Origin of the sequence: Aeromonas mytilicola subsp. aquatica (assembly GCF_044336385.1) — a bacterium.
Lineage (GTDB): Bacteria > Pseudomonadota > Gammaproteobacteria > Enterobacterales > Aeromonadaceae > Aeromonas > Aeromonas rivipollensis.
In genome coordinates, this window is sequence record NZ_CP172298.1 from 414,503 (window position 1) to 426,941 (window position 12,439).

At 60.6% G+C, this 12,439-nt stretch carries 15 protein-coding genes and 1 other RNA gene; 12 read left to right on the plus strand and 4 right to left on the minus strand.

What is annotated here, in order from left to right; all coding sequences use genetic code 11:
* The 4 genes from ACFWHB_RS02075 to ACFWHB_RS02090 all read left to right on the plus strand — a co-directional run bounded on the left by ACFWHB_RS02075 (nucleotide 1) and on the right by ACFWHB_RS02090 (nucleotide 3,091).
* Nucleotides 1–1,218, plus strand: a complete 1,218-nt coding sequence (locus tag ACFWHB_RS02075; RefSeq protein WP_106885639.1) for a cytochrome b — start codon at nucleotides 1–3, stop codon at nucleotides 1,216–1,218.
* Nucleotides 1,215–1,949 carry a cytochrome c1 gene (locus tag ACFWHB_RS02080; RefSeq protein ID WP_025328514.1) on the plus strand — a complete coding sequence of 245 codons (735 nt, stop codon included), beginning with the start codon at nucleotides 1,215–1,217 and terminating at the stop codon, nucleotides 1,947–1,949. The genes ACFWHB_RS02075 and ACFWHB_RS02080 overlap by 4 nt, the downstream gene beginning before the upstream one ends.
* A gap of 87 nt (nucleotides 1,950–2,036) precedes the next feature.
* On the plus strand, nucleotides 2,037–2,666 hold the full coding sequence (sspA, locus tag ACFWHB_RS02085; protein ID WP_025328513.1) for a stringent starvation protein SspA: 630 nt from the start codon (nucleotides 2,037–2,039) through the stop codon (nucleotides 2,664–2,666).
* A gap of 17 nt (nucleotides 2,667–2,683) precedes the next feature.
* Nucleotides 2,684–3,091 (plus strand): ClpXP protease specificity-enhancing factor, encoded by a 408-nt coding sequence (locus ACFWHB_RS02090; protein WP_025328512.1) that lies wholly within the window; start codon nucleotides 2,684–2,686, stop codon nucleotides 3,089–3,091.
* A 46-nt stretch (nucleotides 3,092–3,137) separates the two neighbouring features.
* Here the strand turns inward: ACFWHB_RS02090 and dolP are convergent, their stop codons facing one another.
* The 4 genes from dolP to ACFWHB_RS02110 are packed head-to-tail and all read right to left on the minus strand — an operon-like array spanning nucleotide 3,138 to nucleotide 6,424.
* Nucleotides 3,138–3,716 (minus strand): division/outer membrane stress-associated lipid-binding lipoprotein, encoded by a 579-nt coding sequence (gene dolP / locus ACFWHB_RS02095; RefSeq protein WP_106885641.1) that lies wholly within the window; start codon nucleotides 3,714–3,716, stop codon nucleotides 3,138–3,140.
* Nucleotides 3,717–3,720: 4 nt separating this feature from the next.
* A complete protein-coding gene (locus ACFWHB_RS02100; RefSeq protein WP_005331389.1) occupies nucleotides 3,721–4,311 on the minus strand; it encodes a D-sedoheptulose-7-phosphate isomerase in 591 nt (196 codons plus the stop codon).
* Between the two features lie 9 nt (nucleotides 4,312–4,320).
* Nucleotides 4,321–4,716, minus strand: coding sequence for a YraN family protein (locus ACFWHB_RS02105; RefSeq protein ID WP_262112132.1), 396 nt, complete (start codon nucleotides 4,714–4,716; stop codon nucleotides 4,321–4,323).
* Nucleotides 4,634–6,424 (minus strand): penicillin-binding protein activator, encoded by a 1,791-nt coding sequence (locus ACFWHB_RS02110; RefSeq protein WP_395949366.1) that lies wholly within the window; start codon nucleotides 6,422–6,424, stop codon nucleotides 4,634–4,636. Before ACFWHB_RS02110 ends, ACFWHB_RS02105 begins: the two co-directional genes overlap by 83 nt.
* A 199-nt stretch (nucleotides 6,425–6,623) precedes the next feature.
* Between ACFWHB_RS02110 and rsmI the strand changes: the two genes are divergently transcribed.
* The 8 genes from rsmI to flhB all read left to right on the plus strand — a co-directional run bounded on the left by rsmI (nucleotide 6,624) and on the right by flhB (nucleotide 12,438).
* Entirely contained in the window at nucleotides 6,624–7,457 is an 834-nt protein-coding gene (gene rsmI / locus ACFWHB_RS02115) for a 16S rRNA (cytidine(1402)-2'-O)-methyltransferase (RefSeq protein WP_139745541.1), read from the plus strand.
* Between the two features lie 188 nt (nucleotides 7,458–7,645).
* Nucleotides 7,646–8,032, plus strand: an RNA gene (gene rnpB, locus ACFWHB_RS02120) — RNase P RNA component class A.
* Between the two features lie 246 nt (nucleotides 8,033–8,278).
* The gene (lfiM, locus tag ACFWHB_RS02125) at nucleotides 8,279–9,136 is read left to right on the plus strand and encodes a lateral flagellar motor switch protein LfiM (RefSeq protein WP_276208830.1); all 858 of its coding nucleotides are present in this window, start codon (nucleotides 8,279–8,281) and stop codon (nucleotides 9,134–9,136) included.
* Nucleotides 9,137–9,143: 7 nt separating this feature from the next.
* Nucleotides 9,144–9,521, plus strand: coding sequence for a lateral flagellar motor switch protein LfiN (gene lfiN, locus ACFWHB_RS02130; RefSeq protein WP_139745540.1), 378 nt, complete (start codon nucleotides 9,144–9,146; stop codon nucleotides 9,519–9,521).
* Nucleotides 9,521–10,255, plus strand: a complete 735-nt coding sequence (gene fliP, locus ACFWHB_RS02135; RefSeq protein ID WP_025328505.1) for a flagellar type III secretion system pore protein FliP — start codon at nucleotides 9,521–9,523, stop codon at nucleotides 10,253–10,255. The genes lfiN and fliP overlap by 1 nt, the downstream gene beginning before the upstream one ends.
* Nucleotide 10,256: 1 nt before the next feature.
* A complete protein-coding gene (gene fliQ / locus ACFWHB_RS02140) occupies nucleotides 10,257–10,526 on the plus strand; it encodes a flagellar biosynthesis protein FliQ (protein WP_025328504.1) in 270 nt (89 codons plus the stop codon).
* Entirely contained in the window at nucleotides 10,523–11,305 is a 783-nt protein-coding gene (gene lfiR / locus ACFWHB_RS02145; RefSeq protein ID WP_395949367.1) for a lateral flagellar biosynthetic protein LfiR, read from the plus strand. Before fliQ ends, lfiR begins: the two co-directional genes overlap by 4 nt.
* Nucleotides 11,302–12,438, plus strand: a complete 1,137-nt coding sequence (gene flhB / locus ACFWHB_RS02150; protein ID WP_394293785.1) for a flagellar biosynthesis protein FlhB — start codon at nucleotides 11,302–11,304, stop codon at nucleotides 12,436–12,438. The genes lfiR and flhB overlap by 4 nt, the downstream gene beginning before the upstream one ends.
* Nucleotide 12,439: the final 1 nt, after the last annotated feature.

Consider the following 12,439-nt stretch of genomic DNA (forward strand, 5'->3'; position numbering starts at 1 on the left):
ATGTTTGCCAAACTCATGGGCTGGATTGACGATCGTTTCCCGCTCACGGCCATGTACAACGACCACATGGCCAAGTATCCGGCTCCCAAGAACCTGAACTTCTGGTACTTCTTCGGTTCCCTTGCCATGTTGGTGCTGGTCAACCAGATCATCACCGGCATCTGGCTCACCATGAACTACAACCCGTCGGCGGAGGGGGCTTTTGCCTCCGTGGAATACATAATGCGGGACGTGGACTACGGCTGGCTGCTGCGCTACATGCACTCCACCGGCGCCTCCGCCTTCTTCGTTGTGGTCTATCTGCACATGTTTCGCGGTATGATCTACGGCTCCTATCAGAAGCCGCGCGAGCTGCTGTGGATCTTCGGCATGCTGATCTTCCTGGTGCTGATGGCCGAAGCCTTCATGGGTTACCTGCTGCCCTGGGGACAGATGTCGTTTTGGGGGGCCCAGGTCATCATCTCGCTGTTTGGCGCCATTCCGGTCATAGGTGACGATCTGACCCTGTGGATCCGGGGTGACTACGTCATCTCGGGGGCTACCCTGAACCGCTTCTTCGCGCTGCACGTCATCGCCCTGCCGCTGGTGCTGGTGATGCTGGTTGCCATGCACATACTGGCGTTGCACGAGGTGGGCTCCAACAACCCGGACGGCATCGATATCAAGAAGCACAAGGATGAGAAAGGCTGGCCGCTGGATGCGGTGGCATTCCATCCCTACTTCACTGTGAAGGACATGATAGGGGTGGCGGGCTTCCTGTTCCTGTTCTGCGCCATCATCTTCTTCAAGCCGGATATGTGGGGCTATTTCCTCGAGAAACCGAACTTTGAAGTGGCGAACGGGCTGAAGACGCCGGCGCACATAGCCCCTGTCTGGTACTTCACCCCCTTCTACGCCATCTTGCGCGCTGTGCCGGACAAGCTGCTGGGGGTCATCATGATGGGGCTCTCCATCGTCGTACTCTTCCTGTTGCCCTGGCTGGATCGCTGCAAGGTGCGTTCGGTGCGCTACCGCAGCACTCTGCACAAGCTGAACATCGCCCAGTTCGTGGTCTGCTTCGTCATCCTGGGTGTGCTGGGCGTTCTGCCATCGACGCCTATGCTGACGCTGATTGCGCAGCTCTGCACTCTGGGTTATTTCGGGTTCTTCATCCTGTTGTTCTTCTACAGCAAGAATGAGAACACCAAGCCGCTGCCGGAGAGGGTGACATTCAAATGAAAAGAATAATTTTTGCAGTGCTGGCCCTGCTGCCCGGTCTGGTATTGGCCGCTGGCGGTGGCTTCCCCCTCGACAAGGCAGAGTACGATCTGAGTGACAAGGCATCCCTGCAACGGGGGGCTGCGACCTTCATGAACTACTGTGCCGGTTGTCACTCCACCCAATATCAGCGGTATAACCGGGTTGCCGCCGACATCGGCATTCCGGAAGAGCTGATGAGGGAAAACCTGGTCTTCACCGGTGCCAAGATTGGCGATCTGATGAAGAGCGCCATGTCCGAGAAGGATGCGGCGCGCTGGTTCGGGGCACCGCCACCGGATCTGACCCTGGTGGCCAGGGTGCGGGGCGCCGACTGGATTTACACCTATCTGCGTTCTTTCTATGTGGATGAAACCCGGCCGTTTGGTGTGAACAATGCGGTCTTCCCGTCCGTAGGCATGCCCCACGTATTGGAGCCGTTGCAGGGGACTCCCCGTGCCGAGTTCGAGACGCACACCCTGGATGGAGTGGAGATGCAGCAAGTCGTCAGCATCAAATCTGACGGCAATGGTGAAATGAACAACGAAGAATATGATCAGACGGTACTGGATCTGGTAAACTTCTTGGTCTACTCGGCTGAGCCGGTGCAGCAGGAGCGCGAACGCATGGGCTTCTGGGTGCTCGGTTTCATCGCAATCTTCTTCATCTTCACTGTGCTGTTGAAGAAGGAATTCTGGCGCGACGTTCACTAAGCGACCAGATCGGAGTAATATGACGCACGGCAATGGAGATCAAGATGCTTCATTGCCGTTTCTGCTTTTTAATGACGGGAGGGTTCAATGGCTGTAGCTGCCAATAAGCGTTCGGTAATGACGCTGTTTTCCGGTGCCAACGATATGTTCAGCCATCAGGTGCGTATTGTCCTGGCGGAGAAGGGTGTTAGCGTGGATATCTGCCAGGTTGACCCGAGCAACCTGCCGGACGAGCTGGCCGAGCTGAACCCGTACAACACTGTACCGACTCTGGTGGATCGCGAGCTGGCGTTGTACACCTCGCGCATCATCATGGAGTATCTGGACGAGCGCTTCCCGCACCCGCCCCTGATGCCTGTCTATCCGGTGGCTCGCGGCAACAGCCGTCTGATGATGCATCGCATCGAGCTGGACTGGTACTCGCTGGCCGACAAGATCATGGCGGGCACCGATACCGAAGCCGCCCGTGCCGAGCTGCGTGACAACCTGCTGGCCATAGCGCCGATCTTCGGTGAAATGCCCTACTTCATGAGCGAAGAGTTCGGTCTGGTTGACTGTTACATGGCTCCGCTGCTGTGGCGTCTGCCGAGCCTGGGCATCGACTTCACCGGTCGTGGTGCCAAAGAGCTGAAGGCTTACATGGTCCGCCTGTTCGAACGTGAATCCTTCCAGGCCTCCCTGACCGAGGCTGAACGCGAGATCCGTGCCAGCGTATGAGTAGTATGGAACCGACCATGACACCCAGTCGCCCCTATCTGTTGCGGGCATTTTTTGACTGGTTGCTGGATAACGACTTGACCCCGCATCTGGTGGTCAATGCCAATATCCCCCATGTGATGGTGCCGATGCAGTTCGTGCAGGATGGGCAGATCGTCCTGAACATAGCGCCTCGGGCCGTGGGCCAGTTCCACATGGATAATGATGCCGTCAGCTTCAGCGCTCGCTTCGGTGGCGTGTCACAGCAGGTCTACATTCCCATGGCGGCCATATTGGCCATTCATGCCAGGGAAAACGGCGTGGGAACCCTGTTCCCGCCCGAGCCTGGCTACGATCTCTGGCTGGAGCAGGCCGAGGCGCCGGTAGAACCCGAGCCGGAGCCACCGCGCCCGACGGGTCGTCCGACCCTGAAAGTCATCAAATAAAAAACGCAGCCAACTGGCTGCGTTTTTTTATCCCATCATTGCCCGCTTAGTTCTGGGCAAATTCGAAGGCCTTGATCACCTGCTTGACCCCGCTGACGTGGCGGGCGATCTCCACTGCCTGATCCCCTTCCTGACGGGTCACCAGGCCGATGAGAAACACCTCGCTGTTCTCGGTGACCACCTTGACCTTGGTGCTGTCGAAGTTCTTGGTGCCCAGCATGTCGGCCCGTACCTTGGAGGTGATCCAGGTATCGTTGCTGCGTACTCCTATGCTCACCGGCTTGCCGAGGCGCAGCTCATTGTAGACATGACGAACCCCTTCGATCCGGCCCACAATCTTGCCCGCTTCCTGCTTGTAAGCGTCAGACGGTGTCTGACCGACCAGCAAGACACGGCCGTTGTTGCTGTAGACGCTGATCTTGCTGGAGGCGCTCAGCGACTTGTTGTCGGCCAGCAGATTGGCCGCTTTCAGCTCTATGGTCTGATCGTCCCACTGGGCACCCAGGGTGCGACGATCCCCGGTCGCCTTGGCGGTACCGGCTGCGCCACCCACTACCACGGCGGCACAGCCTTGCAGCAGCAGGGCGCCGGTCAGCAGGGCGAGTGCGAGAATAGGCTTCTTCATGGTTTCAATCTTCCTGTTGCGGGAAAAGTGTCTGGTCGATGAGATCACAGAGGCAGTGCAGGGTCAACAGATTCACTTCCAGAATGCGAGGACGGCGGGCGGATGGCACGCGGATCTCCACGTCATTGGGCCCGAGCAGGCCGGCTATCTCACCACCGTCGCCCCCCCCGAGCACTATGATGGTCATGTCGCGGGAGAGTGCCGCCTCAGCGGCCTTGATCAGGCTGCGGCTGTTGCCCGTGGTGGTGAGCACCACCAGGATGTCGCCGGGTTGACCCAGAGCCCTGATCTGCTTGGCATAGACCTCTTCGAAGCCGTGATCGGTGGCGATGGCGCTGATGGTGGCCATGTCGGGGGTCAGGGCCAGGCCGGGCAGAGAGGGGCGTGGTGTCTCGTAGCAGTTGACCAGCTCGGAGATGAACAGCTGTGCCAGGGCCGAGGAGGGGCCATTGCCGCATGCCATGACCTTGTGGCCATTGAGCAGGCAGATGGTCAGCATCTGGGCCGCGGTGTGGATGGCGTCCGGCAGCGCCTCGGCGGCGGCTATCTTGGTCTGGATGCTTTCGGTGTAATTCTCTTTGATGGGATCAGTCATGGGGTCCTCTTAAAAAGCGTTCTGGATCCAGTCTGGCTGGTCGCCCTCGAACGCGATCACATCGAATCGGCAGGCCTGGCTGGCCTCGTTGATGGCATGTTGCTTGAAATAGTGGCGCGCGGCCAGCACGATCTTGTGCTGCTTGCGCCGGGTGACCGAGCTGGCGGCTCCGCCATGGCTGGCCCGAGCGCGATATCTGACCTCGACAAACACCAGGGTATCCCCCTGGCGCATGACGAGATCTATTTCACCACCACGGCAGCGGTAGTTGCGGGTCACGGGTTGCAGGCCGCGGGCCTGCAACCAGCATTCCGCTACTTGCTCAAAGTGCTGTCCCTTGTTCGTCGCTGCCGACGGCAACAGGTTCAACCACTGCTGGTGCAGTTGTGCCAGTAGCCTCTTCATGGGTAGCGTCCTCCAGCTGGGGCACGGCGCTGTCGCTGACCAGCTTGCCGTTCTGGTAGGTGGCCCAGTCCAGCATGCGCACTATGTTGCCCTGGGGATCCACGCTCAGCTGCCCGCTCATGCCCGGTTGCTGCATGGCATTGAGCTTGCGCATCTGCGGCAGGTTGCCGGCCAGGCTGACCGCATCGTAGCCGAGGGCAAACAGGCGCAGCAGGTCACCTTGGGTCTGTGGCCAGAGCAGGGCTATCTGTTCCCGTTGCTGCTCATAGCCTCCCAGCAGCAGCGGCATGTCGGAGATGTGCATGCCGTTGAGTTCGGAAGCCACCTCGGTCGCCCCGCTGTCATAGCCTCGCGAGCTGCTGTAGATGGGCAGGCTGCCCATGGGATTGACCGAGATGTCCACATAGGGCTTGATCATCCGGGTCTCCAGGCTGTTGGCCACCACATAGACGGCATCTATGCTGCGCGGCGCGGCATCAGAGAGCTGCACTATCTCCCCGGCCCGGGCGGTGGAACGACCGCTCAGGGCATTCTTGACCATGCCCTGCACCTCGTTGCGCGCCCCGAAGGTGGCGACCACGGGTTTCTCCTGGCTGACGCCGGCCCAGGCCTGCTCGAATGCCTTGATGCTGCTGTAGCCAATCCGGCCTTGCGCCGCGATCAGCAGCGGCTTGCGGTAACCCTGACCATAGAGGTACTGGGCGGCCTGGCTCGCATCGGCGGCGGCGGAGAGGGAGAAGTAGAAGGTGTTGTCGTTGATGACTGGCTTGTCCAGCTCGTTGAGCGCCAGCACCGGCACGGCCGGATTGGCCTTGAGCAGCTCCTCGACCTGGTCTTTGAGCAGTGGGCCAATGATCATGTTGGCCCCCTCCTGGATCGCCTGCTTGTAGAGATCCCCCATCGCCTTGCCCTGAGTGTCATAGAAGTTCAGGGTGAATTGCCCCTGATTATCCTTGTAGGACATCAGCATGCCGTTGCGGATGGCGGCGCCCTGCGCCTCCAGGTTGCCGGAGAGCGGCAGGAAGACGGCGACCTGCTGCAGTGCTCCTGTATCCGTGGTGGCGAGATCCCCGAGGCCGGCCGGCATGTCAGTCTGGGCCGGGTGGTTCGGGAAGCTCTGTTTCCAGCCTGCGAGCTGGCGCGCGAGTTGACTTGGCTGGGCGCCAAACTCGTTCACCAGTGCCGCCAGTCGCAGCCAGCCGGTGGTCACGTCGGGGGCCGGCGCCTCTTCCAGCGCCTGCAGGGTGGAGGGGGTCATGCTTTTCAGCAGTGACCAGATCTGCTGGTGGTTGGTGGCCAGCTCATTCTTGGCCAGGTAAGGCTCCAGCAGGATCAGCGACTTGGCCGCACCAAACTTGTTGTTGATGTCCAGTTGCAGCACCACCCGTTGGCGATACCAATCCTTCTGGGTATCGGCATCGAGGGCCACTTCCGGCTTGCCCTCCAGCAGGATCAGCGCCTGGTTGGCATTGCCCTGAGCCAGCAAGAGGTGCGCCTGCAGCAGTTGCAGTTGTGCCTGCTGCACCGGGTTGCCGGCCTGCTTCTGCAACTGTTGATACAGGGCGGCGGCCGGTTTGGCCTGGCCGAGCGCCAGATAACTGCGCGCCGCCATCACCTGCCAGGTGAAGGCCTCGGTCGGTTTGGCGGGATCCACCTGCTCCAGATACCACTGGGCATTCTTGGTCAGATCCGAGAACGCCGACGGCATGCCGGGCTCCGCGGAAGATGGGTTGGGCTCCGACGCACAGGCGGCGAGCAGTACTGCCGCGAGTATGATGCCGAAGAGTCGTGATACACTTAGCTGCTTTGTAACCCGGTTCAAGTTCATTCCCCGACCAGTGTTGAAGTTCTCCATAGTGTAAACGGGCCAATATGGCGACACAATTGTCGGGACACTCGGAGATCCCATGAGTGACACCCCAACCCTGTATATAGTCCCCACTCCCATCGGTAATCTGGCGGATATCACCCAGCGTGCATTGGACATTTTACGCAGCGTCGATCTGGTGGCCGCCGAAGATACCCGGCACTCCGGCATCCTGCTTAGCCACTACCAGATCTCGGTGCCGACCTTCGCCCTGCACGATCACAACGAGCAGCAGAAGGCGGATGTGCTGATCGGCCGGATCAAGGAAGGCAAGAGCGTTGCCCTGGTCTCGGATGCGGGTACGCCGCTCATCAGCGACCCCGGCTATCACCTGGTCACCCGCTGTCGCGAGGCCGGGGTCAAGGTGGTGCCGCTGCCGGGCCCTTGCGCCGCCATCACTGCACTCTCTGCCGCCGGTCTGCCCACAGATCGCTTCGCCTTCGAAGGGTTTCTGCCGGCAAAAGCCAAGGGGCGCGACGACAGGCTGCAGGCCGTCATCGAGGATACCCGCTCCCTGGTGTTCTACGAGTCGCCGCGCCGGGTGCAGGATACGGTGGAAGCCATCGCTCGCATTCTCGGTGAACGCCAGGTGGTGGTGTGCCGCGAACTGACCAAGACTTTCGAATCCATCCACGGCCTGCCTGCCTCCGAGATGCTGACCTGGCTTGGGGAAGACGATAATCGCTGCCGTGGCGAAATCGTGCTGGTGGTCGCCGGTGCCAGCAAGGTGGATGAAGAGCTGCCCGCCGAGGCTATCCGCACCCTGGGGCTGCTGGTGGCGGAGCTGCCGCTGAAAAAAGCGGCGGCTCTCACCGCCGAGATCCACGGTGTGAAAAAGAATGCCCTCTACAAATACGGTCTCGAGCACCACTGAGCCGTGCAAGCAGGTCAAATGAGCACCGCCAAGGCGTAAAAATAGGCAAAATGAGAGCGTACTGACTGGTGCAAGCCAGGGGGCCCGCAAGAGTGGGCCCGGCCGGCGGGGGTTGGCGCACTATTAATTGCTGCAAACGGGAATTGCCGGTTTACCCCACTGTGTCACGAGGCTATAATCCGCGCCTCGGAGTCGGCTGGGCAATCGCTGCTTCGTCGTTGTGTCCCTCGGGACAGACGGGCGGAGGGGAGGAAAGTCCGGGCTTCATAGGGCAGGGTGCCAGGTAACGCCTGGGAGGCGCGAGCCTACGACCAGTGCAACAGAGAGCAAACCGCCGATGGCCCGCAAGGGATCAGGTAAGGGTGAAAGGGTGCGGTAAGAGCGCACCGCGCGACTGGCAACAGTTCGTGGCACGGTAAACTCCACCCGAAGCAAGACCAAATAGGCCCCTATTGGCGCGGCCCGCGTTGGGGGCGGGTAGGTTGCTTGAGCCAGTGGGCGATTGCTGGCCTAGAGGAATGATTGCTACCCGGGGCAACCCGGTACAGAACCCGGCTTACAGGCCGACTCCGACCTATTTCTGGTAAGTGATTACCTTAAAATCCCGGCACCTCTGGTGCCGGGATTTTTATTTTCGGCGGGCCATGCGGTCGCGTGGCGCCTTTTGGGGTTTTGTAATAAAGTTCTCGCCCGTTTCGGTCGCTCTATGTCGGCTGGACTATTGGTATCGATCACGCGGCTGGCCTGATGAGAGTCTCTATATGGCAGTAGGGCGAGATGAAAATGGCAAAGGTGGATTTGTAATGTCATCAAGCGGCGTAATGCTCACACCTTCCCGGTTGCTCTGTGCGCAGCGGGGCAAAACCCTTCCCCATTATGATCTGCTGGGCGTCGAGCGAGCCAATCAGGGGCGGCTCAAGCAGCTCAACGCCCAGTTAGGCTCTTTTTCGCAGCAGGCATCGGGCTGCATGGCCCAGCTGTTCAATGCGGCGGATTGCGAACTGGGCTATCAGGATTTCTCCTCCGCGCTGCCCCAGGATCGCGACGATACCCTGATCTGGGTCGAGGCGCGCACCCCGCTGGATGCCCAGCGTGTCGCCTATTTCTCCATCTCTCCCACCGTCATCTATCAACTTGCCGTGCTGTTCTTTGGTGGCTCCCTGCAACACAAGGGCGCCACGACCGCCCATGGCAGGGGATTGACCGATACCGAGCAGCGATTGCTGCTGCGGTTATGCCAGTACCAGATCGATATCTGGTCTGCCTGCCTCGGTCAGGGAGACCTCGCCTGGCAGCTGACCCTGATCACCCGGGATGCGGTGCCGGCAACCCGGCTCTGGGTGACAGAGGCCAGCATGCTGGCCGGTGGCAGCACCCATGACTGGCAGTTCTGGCTGGCGCCTCCCGAGGAGACCCTCAGCATAGGAGCCGGTCATCCCGTACAGAAGGCGCAGCTTGAGCAGGCCCTGATCCAGGTGCCGGTGCAACTGCGGGTGGTCATGGGGCAGATGTCCATGACACTGGCGGATCTGGAATGCCTCAAGGTGGGGGATGTGCTCTCGCTGGATTTGCCCGAGGTGGTGCCGGCCCTGATCGGCAACCGCCCCTGTTTTAATGGACGCATTGCTGAACATAAAGGCAGCCTGGTGTATCAGGTTGCGACTGTGGTAGAGGAGTAGTCGAATCGTGAACGAGCACAACATGAATGACCCGCTGGATCTGGATGGCCTGGATCAGCTGTTTGGTGATGATATCAGCATGCCGAGTGCGGCCGACTACATGGCGCCCACCAGTAGCAGCAAGCAGCGGGATCTCTCCTTTTTCCATCAGATCCCGGTCAAGGTGACGCTGGAAGTGGCCAGCACCGAAGTCGCGCTGGGTGAACTGATGAAGGTGGAAGAGGGGGCCGTCATCGAGCTGGACAAGCTGGCGGGCGAACCGCTGGATGTGCGGGTCAACGGTCGCCTGCTGGCCAAGGGCGAGGTGGTGGTAGTGAATGGCAAATACGGGCTGCGGCTGGTGGACGTCGTGGACACTAAATTGCTGGGCGGCATGAACGACTGATGCGTTACCTGCCGGTTGCCCTGCTGCTGTTCGCGCTGCCGAGCTGGGGCGCAGACATGACGCTGTTCTCTGTCTCCCCCAGCGATACCGGGGGCGAGGATTACAGTATCAAGCTGCAGATCCTCTTCTTCATGACCCTGCTGGGTCTGTTGCCGACCCTGTTGCTGATGATGACCAGCTTCACCCGGATCATCATAGTGCTGGCCATCCTGCGTCAGGCCATGGGGTTGCAGCAGAGCCCCCCCAACCGGGTGCTGATCGGCATCAGCCTGATCCTGACCCTGGTGATCATGAGACCGGTCTGGACAGAGATGTATCAGCACGCCTTCGTGCCCTATGACCAGAACGAGATTACCCTGTCCGAGGGGCTGGCCCGGGCGGAGAAACCCCTGCGGCAATTCATGCTGGCCCAGACCCGGGAGCCGGATCTGGAGCAGATGTTGCGCATCTCCGGCGAGCCCACCACCCTCGCCAAGAGCGAGGTGCCCTTCGGCGTGCTGTTGCCCGCCTTCGTATTGAGCGAGTTGAACACCGCCTTCCAGATTGGCTTCATGCTGTTCATTCCCTTCCTGGTCATCGATCTGGTGGTCGCCAGCGTGCTGATGGCGATGGGGATGATGATGCTCTCGCCCCTCATCATCTCGTTGCCATTCAAGCTGATGGTCTTCGTGCTGGTGGATGGCTGGTCCATGACGGTCGGTACCCTGGCGGCCAGTTTCGGCGGCGGAGGCTGAGGTGACACCTGAACAGAGCGTTGCCCTGGTCGGGGGCGCCGTGAACCTGGTGGTCATCATGGTCTCGGTGCTGATCGTGCCCGGGCTCATCGTCGGTCTGGTGGTCAGCATCTTCCAGGCCGCGACCCAGATCCAGGAGCAGACCCTCAGCTTCCTGCCCCGTTTCATCGTGACCCTGTTGACGCTGATCTTCACGGGGAACTGGCTGCTGTCGCAGATCACCACCCTGTTTTCCGACCTGTTTCAGAAGATCCCCGGGCTCATCGGATGAACTCCCTGCTGTCGCTCAGTGCGGCCGAGCTGACCGCCTGGCTGGGACAGTGGTGGTGGCCCTTCATTCGTATCGCGGCAGCCTTCTGGGTGATGCCGGTGTTTGGTGATGGCCGCATCCCGGCCCAGGTCCGCATCTTTCTGGCCTTCGTCATCAGCCTGCTGATCGCCCCCATGCTCAAGAGCATGCCGGCACTGGATCCCTTCAGCGTCGGCATGATGGTGCTGACCCTGGAGCAACTGCTGTTCGGTCTGCTGTTCGGGCTCTGCATCCAGATGCTGTTCATGGTGATGACCATGGCGGGTCAGATCCTCTCCATGCAGATGGGTCTGGCGATGGCGGTGATGAATGATCCGTCCAACGGGGACACGGCGCCCATCGTCAGCCAGATCATGCTGATCTTCTGCTCGCTGCTGTTCCTCGGCCTGAACGGTCATCTGGTGACCCTGGAGGTGCTGGTGCAGAGCCTGCGCAGCTGGCCACCGGGGGCCTCCCTCTACGCGCTGGACCTGAAGGGTGTCATAGGCCTGTTCGGCTGGAGCATAGGGGCGGCCCTGATCCTGACCCTGCCGGCCGTGGTGGCCATGCTGATGGTCAACCTCACCTTCGGGGTGCTGAACCGTACCGCCCCCTCGCTGAACATTTTCTCTCTGGGCTTCCCCATGACGCTGTTGCTGGGGCTGCTCACCATGGCCATCTCCATCAGCGGTGTGCCGGCCCGGTATCTGGATCTGGTCGCCAATGTGCTGGCCCAGCTCAGGGCGTTGACCCCGACATGAGTCAGAGCAGCGCCCAGGACAAAACCGAAGAGGCCTCCACCCAGAAACGGCGCAAGGCGCGGGAAGAGGGGCAGATAGCGCGCTCCAAGGAGCTGAGCTCCGCCGGTCTGCTGCTGATAGGTGGGCTGGCCATGCAGTGGATGGTGCCGAGCTTCGGTCTTTTCTTTGCCGAGCTGATGAAGCAGCCCCAACGCTTCAACTGGCAGGGGGCGCGGGATCCGCAGATGATGATCCAGTGGACCGCCGATGCGCTGATCGGCATGTTGTGGGTCCTGCTGCCGCTGTTCGGCCTGCTCGCCCTGTTGCTGATCCTGCTCAGCATAGTGCCGGGGGGCATGGTGCTGGTTTGGAAGAAGCTGATGCCAAGCGGGGAGAAGCTCAATCCGCTCAAGGGCCTCAAGCGGATGTTCTCGACCCACAGCCTGATGGAACTGCTGAAATCCCTTCTCAAGGTGCTGCTGATCGGCGGCACCCTGGCCCTGATGCTCCAGCACCAGTGGCCCCTGCTGATGATGATGAACCGCATGCCGCCCCAGGCAGCCATGGAACAGGCGCTGCGCATCCTCTCTCAGGCATTTATCTTGCTAGGCAGTGTGCAGATGCTGATCGCCGTGCTGGATGTCCCCTATCAGCGCTGGTCTTTGAACAAGCAGTTGAAGATGACCAAGCAGGAGGTCAAGGACGAGCACAAGAACAGCGAGGGGCGCCCCGAGATCAAGGCCAGGATCCGCCAGGTGCAGGGCATGCTGGCGCGGGCGCGCATCGAACAACGGGTGCCGCAGGCAGACGTGATCATAGTGAACCCGACCCATTACGCGGTCGCCATCAAGTATGATCCCGCGCGGGCCAACGCCCCCTATGTAATTGCCAAGGGCATAGACGGCATGGCGGAGCGGATCCGCGAGGTCGCCAGGCAGCACGACAAGATGGTGATGAGCCTGCCGGATCTGACCCGGGCCATCTATTACTCCACCCGGGTGGATCAGGAAGTGCCGGCGGGCCTCTACACAGCGGTCGCCTATGTATTGAACCACGTATTGCAGTTACGGGCCTATGAGGCAGGCAAGGGCAGAAAACCCAATCCCCTTGCACCTCTGCATGTGCCGCCCGAGTTACGTCAACCTGAGAGGTAAG